General features: G+C 60.0%; 15 protein-coding genes. 7 read left to right on the forward strand and 8 right to left on the reverse strand.

Annotated elements, in window-relative coordinates:
* Window positions 1-39: 39 nt before the first annotated feature.
* Both rnhA and PSAKL28_RS17845 read right to left on the reverse strand, forming a co-directional pair.
* Window positions 40-486, reverse strand: coding sequence for a ribonuclease HI (gene rnhA / locus PSAKL28_RS17840; protein WP_038613019.1), 447 nt, complete (start codon window positions 484-486; stop codon window positions 40-42).
* 50 nt (window positions 487-536) lie between these two features.
* Window positions 537-1,295 carry a class I SAM-dependent methyltransferase gene (locus tag PSAKL28_RS17845; RefSeq protein ID WP_038613021.1) on the reverse strand — a complete coding sequence of 253 codons (759 nt, stop codon included), beginning with the start codon at window positions 1,293-1,295 and terminating at the stop codon, window positions 537-539.
* A gap of 79 nt (window positions 1,296-1,374) precedes the next feature.
* On the opposite strand from PSAKL28_RS17845, the gene gloB reads away from it, so the two are divergent.
* The 7 genes from gloB (at window position 1,375) to PSAKL28_RS17880 (ending at window position 11,217) form a co-directional block, all read left to right on the forward strand.
* Complete coding sequence (gloB, locus tag PSAKL28_RS17850; protein ID WP_038613023.1) at window positions 1,375-2,154, forward strand: hydroxyacylglutathione hydrolase; 780 nt, start codon at window positions 1,375-1,377, stop codon at window positions 2,152-2,154.
* 99 nt (window positions 2,155-2,253) lie between these two features.
* Entirely contained in the window at window positions 2,254-3,675 is a 1,422-nt protein-coding gene (locus PSAKL28_RS17855; RefSeq protein ID WP_038613025.1) for a transglycosylase SLT domain-containing protein, read from the forward strand.
* Window positions 3,676-3,802: 127 nt separating this feature from the next.
* Window positions 3,803-5,632 (forward strand): extracellular solute-binding protein, encoded by a 1,830-nt coding sequence (locus tag PSAKL28_RS17860; protein ID WP_075226640.1) that lies wholly within the window; start codon window positions 3,803-3,805, stop codon window positions 5,630-5,632.
* On the forward strand, window positions 5,629-7,482 hold the full coding sequence (locus PSAKL28_RS17865) for an extracellular solute-binding protein (protein WP_038613029.1): 1,854 nt from the start codon (window positions 5,629-5,631) through the stop codon (window positions 7,480-7,482). The genes PSAKL28_RS17860 and PSAKL28_RS17865 overlap by 4 nt, the downstream gene beginning before the upstream one ends.
* 1 nt (window position 7,483) lies before the next feature.
* Complete coding sequence (locus PSAKL28_RS17870; protein ID WP_038613031.1) at window positions 7,484-8,557, forward strand: microcin C ABC transporter permease YejB; 1,074 nt, start codon at window positions 7,484-7,486, stop codon at window positions 8,555-8,557.
* Between the two features lies 1 nt (window position 8,558).
* Entirely contained in the window at window positions 8,559-9,578 is a 1,020-nt protein-coding gene (locus PSAKL28_RS17875; RefSeq protein ID WP_038613033.1) for an ABC transporter permease, read from the forward strand.
* Between the two features lies 1 nt (window position 9,579).
* The gene (locus tag PSAKL28_RS17880; protein ID WP_038613035.1) at window positions 9,580-11,217 is read left to right on the forward strand and encodes an ABC transporter ATP-binding protein; all 1,638 of its coding nucleotides are present in this window, start codon (window positions 9,580-9,582) and stop codon (window positions 11,215-11,217) included.
* A 103-nt stretch (window positions 11,218-11,320) separates the two neighbouring features.
* Here PSAKL28_RS17880 and PSAKL28_RS17885 read toward each other — a convergent pair whose 3' ends face one another.
* From PSAKL28_RS17885 to tig, 6 genes are all read right to left on the reverse strand, one after another.
* Window positions 11,321-13,192, reverse strand: a complete 1,872-nt coding sequence (locus tag PSAKL28_RS17885) for a SurA N-terminal domain-containing protein (RefSeq protein ID WP_038613037.1) — start codon at window positions 13,190-13,192, stop codon at window positions 11,321-11,323.
* Window positions 13,193-13,387: 195 nt separating this feature from the next.
* Window positions 13,388-13,660, reverse strand: coding sequence for an HU family DNA-binding protein (locus PSAKL28_RS17890; RefSeq protein WP_038613039.1), 273 nt, complete (start codon window positions 13,658-13,660; stop codon window positions 13,388-13,390).
* Window positions 13,661-13,808: 148 nt separating this feature from the next.
* Window positions 13,809-16,205 (reverse strand): endopeptidase La, encoded by a 2,397-nt coding sequence (gene lon, locus PSAKL28_RS17895; RefSeq protein ID WP_038613040.1) that lies wholly within the window; start codon window positions 16,203-16,205, stop codon window positions 13,809-13,811.
* A 150-nt stretch (window positions 16,206-16,355) separates the two neighbouring features.
* On the reverse strand, window positions 16,356-17,639 hold the full coding sequence (gene clpX, locus PSAKL28_RS17900) for an ATP-dependent Clp protease ATP-binding subunit ClpX (protein ID WP_038613042.1): 1,284 nt from the start codon (window positions 17,637-17,639) through the stop codon (window positions 16,356-16,358).
* A gap of 107 nt (window positions 17,640-17,746) precedes the next feature.
* Complete coding sequence (gene clpP / locus PSAKL28_RS17905; RefSeq protein ID WP_038613044.1) at window positions 17,747-18,388, reverse strand: ATP-dependent Clp endopeptidase proteolytic subunit ClpP; 642 nt, start codon at window positions 18,386-18,388, stop codon at window positions 17,747-17,749.
* A gap of 91 nt (window positions 18,389-18,479) precedes the next feature.
* The gene (tig, locus tag PSAKL28_RS17910) at window positions 18,480-19,790 is read right to left on the reverse strand and encodes a trigger factor (protein WP_038613046.1); all 1,311 of its coding nucleotides are present in this window, start codon (window positions 19,788-19,790) and stop codon (window positions 18,480-18,482) included.
* Window positions 19,791-20,021: the final 231 nt, after the last annotated feature.

The following is a 20,021-nucleotide window of genomic DNA, read 5'->3' on the forward strand; positions in this document are numbered from 1 at the left end:
ATTCTACCTCAGCTGGTGGGCAAGTGGCGGCTGGTGTGCTCAGCGCAGCCCGCGTACTTCGTCAACGCCACGGTTGGCCAGCTGGTCGGCACGCTCGTTGCCGTGATGGCCGATGTGCCCGCGCACCCACTTCCAGGTCACCTTGTGGCGCCCGACCTGCTCATCGAGCAACTGCCAGAGGTCGGCGTTCTTCACCGGCTCCTTGGCAGCGGTTTTCCAGCCGCGCTTTTTCCAGTTGACCATCCACTCGTTGATGCCTTTCATCACATACTGGGAGTCGGTGACCAGCAGCACTTCACACTCGCGCTTGAGCGCTTCCAGGCCCTTGATCGCTGCCATCAGCTCCATGCGGTTGTTGGTGGTCTCCGGCTCGCCGCCCCATAGCTCTTTTTCGACGCCCTTGCAGACCATCAGGACTCCCCAGCCGCCCGGGCCAGGATTGCCCTTGCAGGCACCATCGGTAAAGATCTCGACGCTATCGCTCATTTACAGCCTATTCATCAATGATTGGAGCCCGCGCCTTGCGGGCCCGGAACTCAGGGTTCGGAATGGCGCCGGTTGACCTTGGCCATCGGCAATGGCAGCAGTTTGCCCATCGGTTCACGACGTTCCAGACGCAGTGGCCGCAGGCCGACCACCATTTTGCGCGCCACCAGCAGGTAGACGCCGCCACCCGCGCCTTGCCAGCCACCGGCGACCCGCTCCCAGCCCGCCAGGCGCTGTTGCCAGGCCGGCGATGCGAGCGGCGGACGATAGCACCCGAAGCGGCGTTTCTCCAGCGCGAAGCCCAGCAGGTTAAGCCAGTCTCCGACCCGTGACGGGGAAATGCAGCGTGCCTTGCGCAGGGCATCATGGGCAAACACCCGACGCACACCCCAGCTGCTCCAGGGGTTGATACCGATGATCACCAGGTGCCCACCCGGACGCACGCTACTGGCGGCTTCACGCAGCAGGCCGTGGGGCGACAGGCTGAAGTCCAGGCCATGCTGCAGCACCACCACATCGGCGGCGTGCTCGCTCAGCGGCCAGGCCTGTTCTTCGCAGACGATCTCGACCCCGGGCAACGGTGCGCCCAGACGCACGTTGCGTTGCACTTGCGGAGCCTTGGGCGGCGCTTCGGCACAGGGACCGTAGTGCACCAGATAGCCGCCGAAGTAGCGCCCCAGCTCTTCTTCGAGCAGGCGTTGTTCTTCATGCAGCATCAACTGCCCCAGGGGGCCGGCGAACCAGTCGCGGGCCAGGCTGATCAGCTCCAGCCACTGCGGATCGGCCTGGGCGAAGGCTTGATCGGTCATTGCAGTCTCCCTTGAAGGTTCTCGACAGCGTGCATAACTACTAAGATGCACCCATGTCCAACGTTTGGCGAATCGCACCATGATACAGATCGATGCCCTGCCCGCTTTCAGCGATAACTACATCTGGTTGTTACAGGATTCTGCCAACCAGCGCTGTGCGGTGGTCGACCCGGGCGATGCGGCACCGGTGCTGGCCTGGCTCGAGCGTCATCCGGGCTGGCAGTTGAGCGACATTCTGGTCACTCACCACCACCACGACCATGTCGGCGGGGTCGAGCAGCTCAAAGCAGCCACCGGCGCTCGGGTGTGCGGGCCAGCGCAGGAACGCATCCCAGGCCGTGACCTGGCCCTGGACGACAACGCAAGCGTGCGCGTCCTCGGAGTGGATTTCCAGATCATTGCGGTTCCCGGACACACCTTGGGACACATTGCTTATTATTGCGGGCAAACCGCCACACCGCTGCTGTTTTGTGGCGACACACTGTTCGCTGCGGGCTGCGGCCGTCTGTTCGAAGGCACCCCCGAGCAAATGCACCACTCCCTCGAGCGCCTGGCGGCCCTGCCTGCCCAGACCCTGGTGTACTGCACTCACGAATACACCCTGAGCAATCTGCGTTTTGCCAGGGCAGTTGAGCCCGATAACCAGCACATTGCCCAACGCTTCGACGACGTTACCCAACTGAGGGCGCACGATCGCATCACGTTGCCATCAACCCTGGCCCTGGAAAAGCTGACCAACCCCTTTTTACGTACCACCGAAACATCCGTTAAAGAAAAACTAGACGAACGGAACGCCCTGATAAACCCTACGCCAAGTGCTGTTTTTGCTGGGTTGCGTGCTTGGAAGGACAGCTTCTAAACAGCCGCTGCTAGGTCCTGAAAGTTCTCAAAGGTTGACCACAGAGGGCCTGCTTTCTAGAATCGCCCGACATTTTTGCCCGGAACTTTGTCCCAGCCAATGTCGTCCAATAGCCGCATAACCTTCAATTCCGTCGCCCTGACGCGCCTGGCCCAAGCCAGTGCGCTGGCCCTGGCCGCCACCTTGGTGGGCTGCCAGAGCACCCGTCAGCTCGACGAATCCGAGAGCGTTCGCGCGCACAACTACCAGGCGAGGATGAAGCAGAAACCGGTGTTTGTGCCGGTCAAGCAGGCCGAGCAGGCACCCCAGGATGTTTGGGAGCGCATGCGCCAGGGCTTCGCCCTGCAGGACGACATGGCGGCCAACCCGCGTATCGAGCAGCAACGCCTGTGGTTCGCCAGCAATCCCTCGTTCCTGGAAACCGCCGGCGACCGAAGCAGCCTGTACATCCACTACATCGTCGAGCGCCTCGAAGAACGCAACATGCCGCTTGAGCTGGCTTTGTTGCCGGCCATCGAAAGCGCCTACAACCCCATGGCCTACTCCCGGGCCCATGCGGTAGGTTTGTGGCAATTCATTCCGTCCACCGGTCGCCACTTCAACCTGCGCCAGACCCGTTTCTACGACGGCCGTCGCGACATCACCGCTTCGACCAACGCCGCACTGAACTACCTGAGCCGCCTGCATGACATGTTCAATGGCGACTGGTTGCTCGCCCTGGCCGCCTACAACGCCGGTGAAGGTACCGTCAGCCGGGCCATCGAGCGCAACGAGAGGCTCGGCCTGCCGACCGACTACTGGAACCTGCCACTGCCTCAGGAAACCCGCAACTATGTGCCCAAGTTGCTGGCCCTGTCGCAAGTAGTGATGACGCCGCAGGCCTATGGCGTGAATCTCAACCCGATCGCCAACGAACCCTACTTCGAAGCCGTCGCCATCAATGACCGCCTGGACCTGTCGCGGGTCGCCGAGCTGGCCGATATCGACGAAGACGAGATGTTCCAGCTCAACCCGGCGTTCAAGAAACGCATGACCGTCGATGGTCCCAAGCAACTGCTGGTACCGACCGCCAAGGCGCAGTTGCTGACCGCCAGCCTGTCGAACATGAAACCCGAAGAGCTGCTCTCGCTGCAGCCGAAAAAGGCCGTATTCGAGGCCGCACTGGCCGAAGCCGCACCGCGCACAACCACAACCCGCAACAGCCGTTACCGGGTCAAACGTGGCGACAGCCTGGGCAGCATCGCCAAGGCCAACAAGGTCAGCGTCAAAGACCTGCAGCGCTGGAACAAACTGTCTGGTCATGGCCTCAAGGCCGGACAGACGCTGGTCATGCAAAGCACCCAGCCGGTGCAGGACAAGAACCAGAAAAAATCCACCCAGTACAAGGTCCGCAAAGGCGACTCGCTGTACCTGGTGGCCAAGCGTTTCAACGTCGAAATGCAGCACCTCAAGCGCTGGAATCCGCGCAGCGGCCATGCCCTCAAGCCAGGCCAGACCCTGACTGTTTACCTGCCACACTGAGCACCAGGCTCCGCCCCCTAGACCGGAGCCACACCAACCGTCCTGGCGGACCTCTTTTTCCAGCCGATACAAGCTGTTACTGTAGCTGGAACAAAGCCCAAGCCGCCTGGATCGGATCGCCGACTTGATACGTCCCCTCCTGTTGCTGTCAATCAGCCTGGTCTTGAGCTTTCCCGCGGGCGCAACAATCAGCGAAAGCCATGGTTACGCCCAGTTCGGCACGCTCAAGTATCCAGCCAAATTCACCCACTTCGACTGGGTCAATCCGCAAGCGCCCAAGGGCGGCACCTTGCGCGCCATGGCATTCGGCACGTTCGATACGCTCAACCCCTACACTTTCAAGGGTTCAAGCCCGGTCACCACCCCCAACTTCTTGCAGTACGGGGTAACCGAGCTGAATGAACCCCTGATGGTCGGCACCGGACAGTACGACCCCTCGGGCGACGAGCCGACCTCAAGCTACGGCCTTATTGCAGGCTCCGTGGAGTACAGCGAGGATCGTAGCTGGGTGGTGTTCAACCTGCGCCCGGAAGCGCGCTTTCATGACGGCCATCCCATCACGGCCAGCGACGTGGCTTTTTCCTATCGCACCCTGCTCAAGGAAGGTCACCCGATCTACCGTACCAACCTGCAGGAAGTGCAGCGGGTCGACATCCTCAACCCAAGGCGTATCCGCTTCGTGTTCAAGCGCGCCGGCAATCCGTTGCTGATCCTGCGCCTGGGCGAGATGCCGGTGCTGCCGGCGCATTACTGGAAAGGCCGAGACTTCAAGGCCACCACCTTCGAGCCGCCGCTGGGCAGTGGCCCCTACCGCATCACCCAGGTCCAGCCGGGGCGGCGCCTGGTGTTTGAGCGGGTCAAGGATTACTGGGGCAAGGACCTCGCGGTCAACCGCGGCAAATACAACTTCGCCCGGGTCGAGTACGAGTTCTACCGCGACAGCGCCGTGGCCTTCGAAGCGTTCAAAGCCGGCGAGTTCGATATTTACATCGAGCACCAGGCCAAGAACTGGGCCAACGGTTATAACTTCCCGGCGGTGCGCCGTGGCCAGGTGATCAAGGCGCAGATTCCACACAAGATCCCGACCCAGACCCAAGGCCTGTTCATGAACAGCCGCCGCGCAGCCTTCAGCGACGCAAGGGTGCGCCAGGCCCTGGGACTGATGCTGGATTTCGAGTGGACCAACCGCGCCCTGTTCAGCAGTGCCTATCGCCGCGCCAGCAGCTACTACCCCAACAGCGAATTCGCGGCCAGTGGCCTGCCGGTAGGCAAAGAGTGGCTGCTACTTGCGCCCTATCGCGAGCAGTTGCCTGCCGCCTTGTTCACCGAGCCCTACAAAGTCAGCCACACCGACGGGCGCGGCATCAACCGCCAGACGCTACGCCAAGCCCTTAAGCTGCTCGGTCAGGCTGGCTGGAAACTCAATGGTCAGCGCCTGCTCGACAACAAAGGCAACCCGCTGAAGCTCGAGCTGTTGCTGGTCAATCCGAACCTGGAGCGGATCCTGCAACCTTATGTCGAAAATCTTGCCAGCATCGGCATCGATGCGCGCTTGCGTACCGTGGACCGGGCCCAGTACAAACAACGTCTGGACCAGTTTGACTTCGACATGATTCTGATGACCCTGAACCAGACCCTCAGCCCCGGCCTTGAGCAATGGTTGTACTTTCACTCCAGCCAGGCCTCGACCAAAGGCAGCAAGAACTACGCTGGGGTCAAAGACCCGGTGGTCGATCACCTGCTCGATACCCTGCTTGCCGCCCAAAGCCGCGACGAACAAGTGGCAGCAGCACGGGCTCTGGACCGGGTGTTGCTGTGGCACTACTACATGATTCCCAACTGGTACCTGGACAATCACCGTCTGGCCTACCGTAACCGGTTCGCCTTCGTCACCACGCCGCCCTACACCCTGGGGCTCAACAGCTGGTGGATAAAGCCTTCGGAGAACGCCCAATGATGTCACTGCCCGGCCTGCGCCTGAAGGCCTTCGCCCTGCTGCTGGCCTGCTTCAGTTTCCAGGCACTGGCTGCCCCGCAACATGCCCTGACCCTGTACGACGAAGCACCGAAGTACCCGGCCGACTTCAAACACTTCGACTACGTCAACCCGGACGCCCCAAAAGGCGGCACTTTCCGCCAGGCCGGTTTTGGTGGCTTCGACAGCCTCAACCCGTTCATCAACAAGGGCGTCCCGGCCGATGACATCGGCCTGATCTACGACACCCTGATGACCCAGAGCCTGGACGAGCCCTTCACCGAGTACGGCCTGGTGGCCGGCAAGATTGAAAAGGCGCCGGACAACAGCTGGGTGCGCTTCTACCTGCGCCCGCAAGCACGCTTTCATGATGGCCACCCGGTTCACGCCGAAGACGTGGTATTCACCTTCAACACCCTGATCAAGAGTGGTGCGCCGCTGTTTCGTGGTTACTACGCCGATGTCGCCGAAGTGATCGCCGAAGACCCGCAGCGGGTGCTGTTCAAGTTCAAGCACAGCAACAACCGCGAACTGCCGTTGATCCTCGGGCAGTTGCCGGTACTGCCCAAGCACTGGTGGGAGGGGCGCGACTTCACCAAAGGCAACCTGGAGATTCCGCTGGGCAGCGGCCCGTACAAGGTCGCCGAGGTCAAGGCCGGACGCTCGGTCCGCTACGAGCGGGTCAAGGATTACTGGGGCAAGGACCTGGCGGTCAATCGCGGCTTTTACAACTTTGATGTGATGACCACCGATTATTACCGTGACAGTACCGTGTCCCTCGAAGCGTTGAAGGCCGGTCAGTTCGACTACCGCCTGGAAACGGCGGCGAAAAGCTGGGCCACCGCCTATGACGTGCCCGCCGTCCGTGAAAAGCGCCTGATCATGGAGGAGTTGCCCAATGGCAACCCGACCGGCATGCAAGGCTTCGTCTTCAACCTTCGCCGCCCGGTGTTCCAGGATGTGCGGGTGCGCGAGGCCCTGAGCTTGCTGCTGGACTTCGAGTGGACCAACAAACAACTGTTCAACGGTGCCTACACCCGCACCGACAGCTACTTCGAAAACTCCGAAATGGCCGCCAAGGGCTTGCCTGATGCAGCCGAGCTGAAAATTCTCGAACCCTTGCGCGGTAAGGTCCCCGAACAGGTCTTCAGCCAGGCCTTCGCCAATCCGGTCACCGATGGCAGCGGCATGATCCGCGAACAGCAACGCAAGGCCTACAAGCTACTGCAGGAAGCCGGCTGGCGCATCGTCGACGACAAGATGGTCGACGCTCAGGGCAAACCGGTGTCCATCGAATTTCTCCTGGCCCAGACTGAATTTGAACGGATTCTGCTGCCGTTCAAACGCAATCTGGCTGACCTCGGTATCGACCTGGTGATTCGCCGGGTCGACGTCTCCCAGTACATCAACCGCTTGCGTTCGCGTGATTTCGACATGATTGTCGGTGGCTACCCGCAGTCCAACTCGCCGGGTAACGAACAACGCGAGTTCTGGCAGAGCGCCGCAGCCGACAACCCGGGAAGCCGCAACTTCATTGGCCTCAAGGACCCGGCCATCGACGTCCTGGTCGAAGGCCTGATCAATGCCGACTCCCGGCAAAGCCTGATCGAGCATTGCCGCGCCCTCGACCGGGTCCTGCAGTGGGGCTACTACGTGATCCCCAACTGGCACATCAAGACCTGGCGAGTTGCCTACTGGAACCACATTGGCCACCCGAAGGTATCGCCCAAGTACGACATCGGCATCAACACCTGGTGGATCAAGCCGGACGTAGAACCGGCCGTGCCGCTGAATCCAGCGCCAGATGCGCCACCGACCGCAGGGGCGCAATAACATGCTGGCGTACATTTTCCGGCGTCTACTACTGATCATTCCGACCTTGCTGGGCATCCTGATCATCAACTTCGTGATCATCCAGGCCGCACCCGGCGGCCCGGTCGAGCAGATGATCGCCAAGCTCGAAGGCTTCGAGGGTGCCACCAGCCGCATCGCCGGTGGCGGTGCCGAAGTCTCGGTGGCAGGCTCCAACTACCGCGGCGCGCAAGGCCTGGACCCTGCTCTGATCAAGGAAATCGAAAAGATGTACGGTTTCGACAAGTCGGCGCCGGAACGTCTGTGGATCATGATCAACAACTACGCCCGCCTGGATTTCGGTGACAGTTTCTTCCGCGATGCCAAGGTCATCGACCTGATCATCGAAAAGATGCCGGTGTCGATCTCCCTGGGCCTGTGGAGCACCTTGATCATGTACCTGGTGTCGATTCCTCTGGGAATCGCCAAAGCCACCCGTCACGGCAGCCACTTCGACGTCTGGACCAGCTCGGCGATCATCGTCGGCTACGCGATTCCGGCGTTCCTCTTCGCGATCTTGCTGATCGTGGTGTTTGCCGGTGGCAGCTACCTTGACTGGTTCCCCCTGCGCGGCCTGACCTCGAACAACTTCGACGAACTCAGCACCACCGGCAAGATCCTCGACTACTTCTGGCATCTGGTCCTGCCGGTAACCGCACTGGTGATCGGCAACTTCGCCACCATGACCCTGCTGACCAAGAACAGCTTCCTCGACGAGATCAACAAGCAGTATGTAGTCACTGCCAAAGCCAAAGGTCTGAGCCCGAACCGGGTGCTCTATGGCCACGTGTTCCGCAACGCCATGCTGCTGGTGATCGCCGGCTTCCCCTCGGCCTTCATCGGCATCTTCTTCACTGGCTCGCTGTTGATCGAGGTGATCTTCTCCCTCGACGGCCTGGGCCTGATGAGTTTCGAAGCGGCCATCAACCGTGACTACCCGGTAGTCTTCGGCACCCTGTTCATCTTCACCCTGCTCGGCCTGGTGGTGAAACTGATCGGCGACCTGACCTATACCCTGGTCGACCCCCGTATCGACTTCGACAGCCGGGAGCACTGAGATGACCTTGTCCCCCCTCAACCGTCGACGCTTCGAGCGTTTCAAGGCCAACCGCCGCGGCTGGTGGTCGCTGTGGCTGTTCCTGATCCTGTTCGGCCTGAGCCTGGGCGCCGAACTGATCGCCAACGACAAGCCCCTGGCTGTGCGTTACGACGGCGAATGGTATTTCCCGGCACTCAAGCGCTACCCGGAAACCACCTTTGGCGGCGAATTCCCGCTGGAGGCCAATTACAAGAGCCCCTACATCCGCGAATTGCTGGCCGCCAAGGACAGCTGGGTACTCTGGGCGCCGATCCCGTTCAGCTACCAGAGCATCAACTACGACCTCAAGGTGCCCGCTCCGGCGCCGCCTTCGACCCAGAACTGGCTGGGCACCGACGATCAGGGCCGTGACGTGCTGGCGCGGGTGATCTACGGCTTCCGCATCTCGGTACTGTTCGCCCTGACCCTGACCATTCTCAGCTCGATCATTGGCGTGATAGCCGGCGCCCTGCAGGGCTTCTACGGCGGCTGGGTGGACCTGGCCGGGCAACGCTTCCTGGAAATCTGGTCGGGCCTGCCGGTGCTGTACCTGCTGATCATCCTTGCCAGCTTTGTGCAACCCAACTTCTGGTGGCTGCTGGGGATCATGCTGCTGTTTTCCTGGATGAGCCTGGTCGATGTGGTGCGCGCCGAGTTCCTGAGGGGCCGCAATCTGGAGTACGTTCGTGCGGCGCGCGCCCTGGGCATGCAGGACGGCCCGATCATGTTCCGCCACATCCTGCCCAACGCCATGATCTCGACCATGACCTTCATGCCCTTCATTCTCACCGGCGCCATCGGCACCCTGACCGCCCTGGACTTCCTCGGCTTCGGCCTGCCACCCGGAGCGCCATCGCTGGGCGAACTGGTGGCCCAGGGCAAGTCCAACCTGCAAGCGCCCTGGCTGGGCATCAGCGCCTTTGCTGTGCTGGCGCTGATGCTCAGCCTGCTGGTATTCATTGGCGAATCCGCCCGCGACGCCTTCGACCCGAGGAAATGACATGAGCAATGAAACCTTGATCGAAGTGCGCAACCTGGCGGTCGAGTTCATCACCGGCGAGCAGAGCCAACGGGTGGTCGAAGGCATCAGCTTCGACATCCGCCGCGGCGAAACCCTGGCCCTGGTCGGTGAGAGCGGCTCGGGCAAGTCGGTGACCGCCCATTCGATCCTGCGCCTGTTGCCCTACCCGCTGGCGCGCCATCCGTCCGGCACGATTCACTACGAAGGGCGCGACCTGCTGACCCTGGATGAAAAGCAGATGCGCCGTATTCGTGGCAACCGCATCGCAATGATCTTCCAGGAGCCGATGACCTCGCTCAACCCGCTGCACAACATCGAAAAGCAGATCAACGAGATCCTCCTGCTGCACAAGGGCCTGCGTGGCAAGGAGGCCACTGCGCGCACGCTGGAGCTGCTTGACCTGGTAGGCATCCCTGAGCCACACAAACGCCTCAAAGCCCTGCCACACGAGCTCTCAGGCGGCCAGCGCCAGCGGGTAATGATTGCCATGGCCCTGGCCAACGAGCCGGAGCTGCTGATTGCCGACGAGCCGACCACGGCGCTGGACGTCACCGTGCAGCTGAAGATTCTCGAATTGCTCAAATCGCTGCAGGCGCGCCTGGGGATGGCCCTGCTGCTCATCAGTCATGACCTCAACCTGGTCAAGCGCATTGCTCACCGGGTGTGCGTAATGCAACGCGGCTGCATCGTCGAACAGGCCGACTGCGAGACCTTGTTCCACAGCCCGCAGCACCCGTACACACAGATGCTGCTCGGTGCCGAGCCCAGCGGCGGTCCGGCCGGCAACCCGGCAGGCAAGCCGATGCTGGAAGTCGAAGACTTACGCGTCTGGTTCCCGATCAAAAAAGGCCTGCTGCGGCGCACCGTCGATCACGTCAAGGCGGTGGACGGTATCAACTTCAGCTTGCCGCAAGGGCAAACCCTGGGAATTGTGGGCGAAAGTGGTTCGGGCAAATCCACCCTCGGTCTGGCGATCCTGCGCTTGCTCGGCAGCCAGGGTGCCATTCGCTTCCAGGGCACCGCGCTTGAAAGCCTGAATCAACAACAGGTGCGTCCGCTACGCCGGCAGATGCAGGTGGTGTTTCAGGACCCGTTCGGCAGCCTCAGCCCGCGCATGTGCGTCAGCGACATCGTCGGCGAAGGCCTGCGTATTCATCGCATCGGTACTGCGGCCGAACAGGAGCAGGCAATCATCGCCGCACTGCACGAAGTTGGCCTGGATCCCCAGGCCCGCCACCGCTACCCGCATGAGTTCTCTGGTGGCCAGCGCCAGCGCATCGCTATCGCCCGCGCACTGGTGTTGAAGCCGGCGTTGATCCTGCTGGACGAGCCGACCTCGGCACTGGACCGGACAGTGCAACGCCAAGTGGTCGAGCTGTTGCGTTCACTGCAGAGCAAATACAACCTCACCTACCTGTTCATCAGCCATGACCTGGCGGTGGTCAAGGCGCTGAGCCATCAGTTGATGGTGGTCAAGCAGGGCAAGGTGGTGGAACAAGGTGCAGCGGCGGATATCTTCGCCGCACCGCAGCATGCCTATACCCGACAGCTGCTGGAGGCAGCCTTCCTGGCGCCTGCGGGGGCTGTGGGAGCGGGCTTGCCCCGCGATGCCATGTAACTGACAAACCGCAATCGCGGGGCAAGCCCGCTCCCACAGGGGCCAAACAGCGAAAACAGAAAAGGCCGCATAAGCGGCCTTTTCTGTTTCTGGCGCGGATCACTCAATAGCGAGTGATGTCGGCCTTGGCTTCCAGCTGCTTGCGGTAAGCAGCGAAGTCCTGCTGACCAGCACGCGAAGCGAGGAAGCGACGGTATGCCGATTTCTCTTCGTCGGTGGCCGCAGCGCCTTCGTTGACGCCATTGAGGCGCAATACCACCAGGCTGCCGTCGTTGAGCGTCACGCTGCTGTAGACCGGCTTGTCCTTGGCCTCTGGCTTGGCCATACGGAACACTGCCTGCAGCTCGACCGGATCAATGCCCTCCTGGCTGCGCGAGACCGCTTCCTGGACCTTCCAGCTCTGACCTTCCTGGGTAGCACCCAGTGCGATGCTACCGTCACGCAGACCGGCGATCAGCTTGTCAGCCTTGGCTTTCAGGGCGGCAGTCGCCTGCTCTTTGGCCAGGTGCTTACGGATGCTGTCAGACACCACGTCCAGCCCCAGTTGCTCAGGCTTGCGGTGTTCCTTGACGCGCAGGACCACGATGGTTTCCGGATCCAGTTCGATGGCAGTGCTGTTGGCACCCTCTTCCAGCACTTCAGTGCTGTAAGCGGCCTGGATCACGGCACGGTTGGCAGTGATGCCTTCGCCACCTTCACGACCGAAGGCCGCCGAGGTGTGAACCTTCAGACCCAGATCCTGAGCTGGCTGAGCCAGGTCGGACGCTTCGAATGCAGAGTCTTCCAGTTGCTTGGTCACTTCGACAAAGCGCTGCTCGACCTGCTGGGTCTTGAGTTCGCGGGTCAGCTTGTCTTTCAGGCTGGCGAAGCTCGGCACTTCAGGTGCCTGCACGTCCAGCAGCTTGATCAGATGGAAACCGTATTCGGTGCGCACCGGCGCCGAAACCTGGTCTTTGTTCAGCGCATACAGCGCCTCTTCAAAGGCCGGGTCGTAAACGCCCTGCCCGGCATAACCGAGGTCACCGCCGTTGTTGGACGAACCCGGGTCCTGGGAGAATTCCTTGGCCAGTGCGGCAAAGTCTTCACCTTTGGCCAGGCGCTGCTGGATCTCTTCGACCTTCGCCTTGGCCTGCGCTTCGTTCACCTTGTCGTTGACTTCGATGAGGATGTGCGCGGCATGGCGCTGCTCGGCCAGGTTGGCGATTTCTTTCTCGTACAGTGCCTTGAGCTCGTCTTCGTCGACATTGACCTGATCGAAGAACGCCGACTTCTTCAGCTCGATGTAGTCAATGACCACCTGATCCGGGCTCATGAACTCTTTGGCGTGCTCATCGTAGTGCGCCTTGACCTGCTCGTCGGTCACCTGGACCGCAGCCGGATCGGCCTTGAAGGTCAGCGAGGCAAAATCGCGGGTCTGCTTTTCCAGACGGGCGAAAGCGTTGACCTGATCATCGGTGACAAAACCGCTGCCGGCCAGGCCTGCGCGCAGTTGCCCAATGAGCATTTCCTGAGCCAGCATTTCGCGGAATTGCAGACGGCCGTAGCCCATCTGACGAATCACCTGATCAAAACGCTCGGCGCTGAACTTGCCATCAACCTGGAACTCAGGCGTTTGCAGGATCAACTGGTCAAGTGCAGCTTCGGAAAAGGCGAACTTGGCGTCTTCGGCGCCTTGCAGCAGCAACTTGCGGTCGATCAGCCCTTTGAGCGCCGCTTCACGCAGCATGTTCTCGTTGAGCAGCGACGGATCGAAATCCTTGCCCAGCTGTTGCATCAGCTGTCGGCGTTGCATGTCAACGGCCTGGCTCAGCTCGTTCTGGCTAATGGTTTGACCATTGACCTTGGCAGCGTCCTGGCTGTTGGTTGTGGCCTGGAAGATGGCATCGAAGCCGGTCAGTGCCATCAAGGCTACGATGACACCGATGATGGTCTTGGCAATCCAACCTTGTGAATTGTCCCTGATATTCTGCAGCATGCGTCCCCCAGAAACGGCTGTACTGAATGAAACAACCGTGGAGCGTGGGTAGATTCCTGATAGAAGAAAGGCGCATCCGAAGATGCGCCTTCTCGTAACCGGCCGGGCATCAGGCGCTTTTCAGCGTGTCCCGATGCTCAGCAGCCAAGCCGGGCATGAGCCAAGCTCGGTTAGGCGTAAGCCTGAAGGAAGGTCTTAGTTGACGGCTTCTTTCAGTGCCTTGCCAGCCTTGAAGCCTGGCTTCTTGGCAGCAGGGATTTCCAGAGTCTTGCCGGTTTGCGGGTTGCGGCCGGTGCGAGCTGGGCGATCGGTGACGGAGAAGGTACCGAAACCTACCAGTACTACGGAGTCACCTGCCTTCAGGGCGCCGGTGACGGATTCGATTACTGCGTCCAGCGCACGGCCAGCTACAGCTTTCGGGATGTCAGCAGATGCGGCGATAGCGTCAATCAGTTCCGACTTGTTCACTCTAAGTCCCCTTATATCTCTATTGAGTTTGTTTCTAAGTATGTAATGAAAAGCTAAACGAGCGCTGGGTGGCCTATTGACGCTTAGGCGCCGTTTTATAACAAGGGCCTGAAAATACTGTCAAGAAAGCCCCCCAGCCAAATACGTACTAATGCGTGCTAATTCTTTCCTTGGAATCGCTGTCGCGCTTTTCATCCTTGGCGACAATCTCGGGAGCCACATCTGGTAAGGGCTCCGGGGCGTATTGCAGCGCAATTTGAAGGACTTCGTCAATCCATTTGACCGGTTTAATCTGAAGATCCTGCTTAATATTCTCAGGAATTTCTTTCAAATCCCGCACATTCTCTTCAGGAATGATCACGGTCTTGATCCCACCACGGTGCGCGGCCAACAGTTTCTCTTTCAAACCACCGATGGCCAACACCTGCCCACGCAGGGTGATTTCACCGGTCATGGCAACATCTGCGCGTACCGGGATCTGCGTCAGGGCCGAGACCAGGGCGGTGCACATGCCGATACCGGCACTTGGACCATCCTTGGGCGTCGCACCTTCGGGCATGTGGATGTGGGTATCACGCTTCTCGTGGAAGTCGGTCGGAATGCCCAGGCTTTTCGCCCGGCTACGGACAACCGTCTGCGCCGCAGTGATCGACTCGACCATGACATCGCCCAGGGAGCCGGTCTTGATCAACTGGCCTTTACCGGGAATCACCGCCGCTTCAATGGTCAGCAGCTCACCGCCGACCTGGGTCCAGGCCAGGCCAGTGACCTGCCCCACCTGATCCTGCTGCTCGGCCAGACCGTAACGGAACTTGCGCACCCCGAGGAAGTGCTCCAGCTGCTCGCCAGTGACCTTCACAGCTACTTGCTTGAGGCCTGAGTGTTCTTTGACAACCTTGCGACAGACCTTGGCGATCTGGCGCTCCAGGCCCCGTACGCCGGCTTCGCGGGTGTAGTAGCGGATGATGTCGCGAATCGCCGTGACGTCGACTTCCAGCTCGCCCTTTTTCAGGCCGTTAGCCTTGATCTGCTTGGGCGTCAGGTACTTCACCGCGATGTTGATCTTCTCGTCTTCGGTGTAACCCGGCAGACGGATGACTTCCATCCGGTCCAGCAGCGCTGGCGGGATGTTCATCGAGTTGGAGGTGCAGAGGAACATCACATCGGAAAGATCGTAATCGACTTCCAGATAGTGATCGTTGAAGTTGTGGTTCTGCTCCGGGTCGAGCACCTCAAGCAGCGCCGAGGCCGGATCGCCACGCATGTCGCTGCCCATTTTGTCGATTTCGTCGAGCAGGAACAGCGGGTTGCGCACACCGACCTTGGTCATTTTCTGAATCAGACGGCCCGGCATCGAACCGATGTAGGTCCGCCGGTGACCACGAATCTCGGCTTCGTCACGCACGCCACCCAGGGCCATGCGCACGAACTTGCGGTTGGTGGCACTAGCGATCGACTCGGCCAGGGAGGTCTTGCCCACCCCGGGAGGACCGACCAGGCACAGCACCGGGCCACGGATCTTCTTCACCCGTTTCTGCACGGCGAGGTACTCAAGGATGCGCTCCTTGACCTCCTCCAGACCGTAATGGTCGGCATCGAGGATCTCTTCTGCCTTGGCCAGGTCCAGACGCACCTTGCTCTGGGCCTTCCACGGCACCTGCACCAGCCAGTCGAGGTAGGAACGCACCACGGTGGCCTCGGCAGACATCGGCGACATCTGTTTGAGCTTGTTCAGCTCGGCCTGAGCCTTGGCGTAGGCATCTTTTGGCAGGCCAGCGGCGTCGAGGCGCTTTTTCAGCTCTTCGACTTCGTTATGACCTTCTTCACTGTCGCCCAGCTCCTTCTGAATGGCCTTCATCTGCTCATTCAGGTAGTACTCGCGCTGGCTGCGCTCCATTTGTTTCTTGACCCGGCCGCGGATGCGTTTTTCCACCTGCAGCAGGTCGATTTCAGCGTCCAGCAGCGCCATGACATGCTCAACACGGGTAGTCAGGTCGAGAATCTCGAGGATTTCCTGCTTTTGCTCGATCTTCAGCGCCATGTGCGCAGCCATGGTATCGACCAGGCGTCCTGGCTCGTCGATGCTGTTGAGCGACGAGAGGACTTCAGCCGGGACTTTTTTGCCCAGCTGAACGTATTGTTCAAATTGTGACAACAAGCTACGAACGAAGACTTCAGACTCGCGCTCGGCGGTCTGCGACTCGTCGATCAACGAAACTTCGGCGCGGATATGGCCATCGACTTCGTTGAAACGCTCGACTGCACCGCGCTGCTCGCCCTCGACCAGGACCTTGACGGTGCCATCGGGCAGTTTCAGCAGTTGCAGAACAGTGGCAATGGTACCGACGCGGTACAGGGCGTCTTCGCCTGGATCGTCATCAGCGGGGTTCTTCTGGGCCAGCAGGAGAATCTGCTTTTCGCCCGTCATTGCGGCCTCGAGGGCTTCGATGGACTTCTCGCGCCCCACGAACAGTGGGATAACCATGTGCGGATAGACGACGACATCGCGCAATGGCAAAAGAGGCAAGTCGAGGGTGGTCTTCATGATTTCGCCTCTACAGCGGCCTTGTGGCCGGAAACCGGTGGAATTTGAGCGTGGGTTTAATGTGGGGGCAGCCCCGCAAAAAAACAAGCTCTACGACAGGAAAAGCAAAGGGGCCCGAAGGCCCCTTGCAGACTCGAGCCGTTTGGCGACTCAGACGTCGGGTGCAGCTTTGGCTTGCGGCTCGCTGTTCTCGTAGATCAGCAGCGGCTGCGAAGAGCCTTCGATGACGCTCTCGTCGATCACCACCTTGCTGACATCCTTCTGCGAAGGAATCTCATACATGGTGTCGAGCAGGATGCCTTCGAGGATCGAACGCAGGCCGCGAGCACCGGTCTTGCGCTCCAGGGCCTTGCGAGCCACGGACTTCAGCGCATCGCTGCGGAATTCCAGGTCCACGCCTTCCATCTCGAACAGCTTGGCGTACTGCTTGGTGAGGGCGTTCTTCGGCTCGGTGAGAATCTGCATCAAGGCAGCTTCGTCGAGCTCGTCGAGGGTTGCCAGCACCGGCAGACGGCCGACGAATTCCGGGATCAGACCGAACTTGACCAAATCGTCAGGCTCGACTTCACGCAGCGATTCCCCCACCTTCTTGCCTTCCTGCTTGCTGCGCACTTCGGCACCGAAGCCGATACCGCCGCGGGTGGAACGGTTCTGAATGACCTTTTCCAGGCCCGAGAACGCACCGCCGCAGATAAACAGGATGTTACGCGTGTCAACCTGCAGGAACTCCTGCTGCGGATGCTTGCGGCCACCTTGCGGCGGTACCGAGGCAACCGTGCCTTCGATCAACTTGAGCAGCGCCTGCTGCACGCCTTCGCCCGAGACATCACGGGTGATCGACGGGTTGTCCGACTTGCGCGAGATCTTGTCGATTTCGTCGATGTAGACAATGCCCATCTGGGCCTTCTCAACGTCGTAGTCGCACTTTTGCAGCAGCTTTTGAATAATGTTCTCGACGTCTTCACCGACATAACCGGCTTCGGTCAGGGTGGTGGCATCGGCGATGGTGAACGGTACATTCAACAGACGTGCGAGGGTTTCGGCGAGCAGGGTTTTACCCGAGCCCGTCGGACCGATCAGCAGGATGTTACTCTTGCCGAGCTCGACATCGTCGTTCTTCTTGTCGCGTTGGTTCAGGCGCTTGTAGTGGTTGTACACCGCTACCGCCAGTACCTTTTTCGCACGCTCCTGACCAATGACATACTGGTCCAGGATGGTGCTGATTTCTTTCGGCGAAGGCAGTTTATGCGCGCTGCTTTCGGCCTGGGCTTCCTGCACCTCCTCGCGGATGATGTCGTTGCACAGGTCGACGCACTCGTCGCAGATAAATACCGAGGGGCCGGCAATCAACTTGCGCACTTCATGCTGGCTTTTGCCGCAGAAGGAGCAATAGAGCAATTTGCCGTTGTCCTCGCCGTTACGGGTGTCAGTCATTCGATCGATCCAATCCGGTAGGCTTGCAACACAAGATGAAGGCAATTGCGGGCTTTTTCAAGTCCACAGGTGGCGGGAAAGCCCAACCACCTGCTTTAGCGCCTTAATCAGACAGCCATTTGCCGCTTCTCGTGTACCGAGTCGATCAGACCGTACTCGGCAGCACGTTGCGCGCTCATGAAATTGTCGCGCTCGGTGTCACGCTTGATGGTTTCCAGCTCCTGACCGGTGTGATAGGCCAGCAGTTCGTTCAACCGCGACTTGATGGAGAGGATTTCCTTGGCGTGGATTTCGATATCCGTCGCCTGCCCCTGGAAACCGCCCAGTGGCTGGTGAATCATCACCCGCGAGTTCGGCAGGCAGTGACGCTTGCCCTTGGCACCGGCGGCGAGCAGGAAGGCACCCATGGAGCAGGCCTGACCGATGCAGGTGGTGGAGACGTCCGGCTTGATGAACTGCATGGTGTCGTAGATCGACATGCCTGCAGTCACCGATCCACCCGGCGAGTTGATGTAGAGATGGATATCCTTGTCCGGGTTTTCCGCTTCAAGGAACAGCAATTGCGCCGCGATCAGGTTGGCCATGTAGTCCTCTACCGGGCCGACCAGGAAGATCACCCGCTCCTTCAGAAGGCGCGAGTAGATGTCATAGGCACGTTCGCCACGAGCGGATTGCTCGATAACCATCGGGACCAGGCCGCCTGCGGCCTGGATGTCAGAGCTCTGCTGATAATAAGAATTGCGGGACATGTCCTGCACTCACTCCCAAATAGTCATGTCTTGAATACGCACAAGCCAGCTCGAAGGCTGGCTTGTGGTGTTTTCCTACGAGAGAAGGAAATCAGTCAGCGGCAGGAGCCTGCACTGGCTTGATCGCTTCTTCGTACGAGACCGATTTGTCGGTCACAGTCGCTTTCTGCAGAACAGTATCCACAACTTGTTCTTCCAGCACAACCGAACGAACTTCGTTCAGTTGCTGGTCGTTCTTGTAGTACCAAGCTACGACCTGCTCAGGCTCTTGGTAAGCCGAAGCCATTTCCTGGATCATTTCGCGAACGCGGGCTTCGTCCGGCTTCAGCTCGTTCTGCTTGACCACTTCAGCAACGATCAGACCCAGCACGACGCGGCGCTTGGCTTGCTCTTCGAACAGCTCGGCCGGCAGTTGCTCAGGCTTGATGTTGCCACCGAACTGCTGAACGGCTTGAACGCGCAGGCGGTTCACTTCGTTTTCCAGCAGGGCTTTTGGCACTTCGATCGGGTTGGCAGCCAGCAGGCCGTCCATTACCTGGTTCTTGACCTTGGTCTTGATGGCCTGACGCAGTTCACGCTCCATGTTCTTGCGAACTTCGGCGCGGAAACCTTCCAGGGAAGCTTCTTTGATGCCGAACTGGGCGAAGAACTCTTCGTTCAGCTCTGGCAGCTTAGGCTCGGAAACGCTGTTGACGGTAACGGTGAACTCGGCGGCTTTGCCAGCCAGGTCCAGGTTCTGGTAGTCCTCAGGGAAGGACAGGTTCAGAACGCGCTCTTCACCGGCCTTGGCGCCAACCAGACCTTCTTCGAAGCCCGGGATCATGCGGCCGGAACCCAGAACCAGCTGGGTGCCTTTGGCCGAACCACCGGCGAACACTTCACCGTCGACCTTGCCGACGAAATCGATGTTCAGCTGGTCTTCGTTCTGAGCAGCGCGATCAGCGGCTTCGAAACGAACGTTCTGCTTGCGCAGTACTTCCAGCATGTTGTCCAGGTCGGCGTCAGCCACTTCGGCGCTCAGGCGCTCGACGGCGATCGAGTCGAAACCGGCAACGGTGAACTCAGGGAACACTTCGAAAGTGGCGACGTATTCCAGGTCACCGCCTTTCTCGAACGATTTTGGCTCGACGGCAGGGGCGCCAGCCGGGTTCAGCTTCTGCTCGACCACAGCTTCGTAGAAAGAAGCCTGGACCAGGTCGCCGAAGGCTTCTTGACGGGCAGCATCTTCATAACGCTGACGGATCACGCTCATCGGCACTTTGCCAGGACGGAAGCCTGGAACCTTGGCGCGACGGGCAGTCTGTTGCAGACGCTTGTTGACTTCGTTCTCGACGCGCTCTGCCGGAACGGCGATGGTCATGCGACGCTCGAGAGCAGAAGTATTTTCAACAGAAACTTGCATGGATATTCCTCGTTGCACAGACGTTAGCCGGCGATACCCGACTCCAGAATCAAGGGCAAGCATTCTAGTGGCTCAAAGGCCAGAAGTCACCCCGTTCAAGACGACGGGAAAGTACGCCGGTCCATTTCATTTACAGCCCCCGGCAAAAACCTTGCCCAGGGACGCTCAAGACCCGCTGTTCAAGGCCTGGACGCCGCCTTTGATCATGGCGGCGCGCCTAACCTCGAACAG

It is taken from the genome of Pseudomonas alkylphenolica (genome assembly GCF_000746525.1).
GTDB lineage: Bacteria > Pseudomonadota > Gammaproteobacteria > Pseudomonadales > Pseudomonadaceae > Aquipseudomonas > Aquipseudomonas alkylphenolica.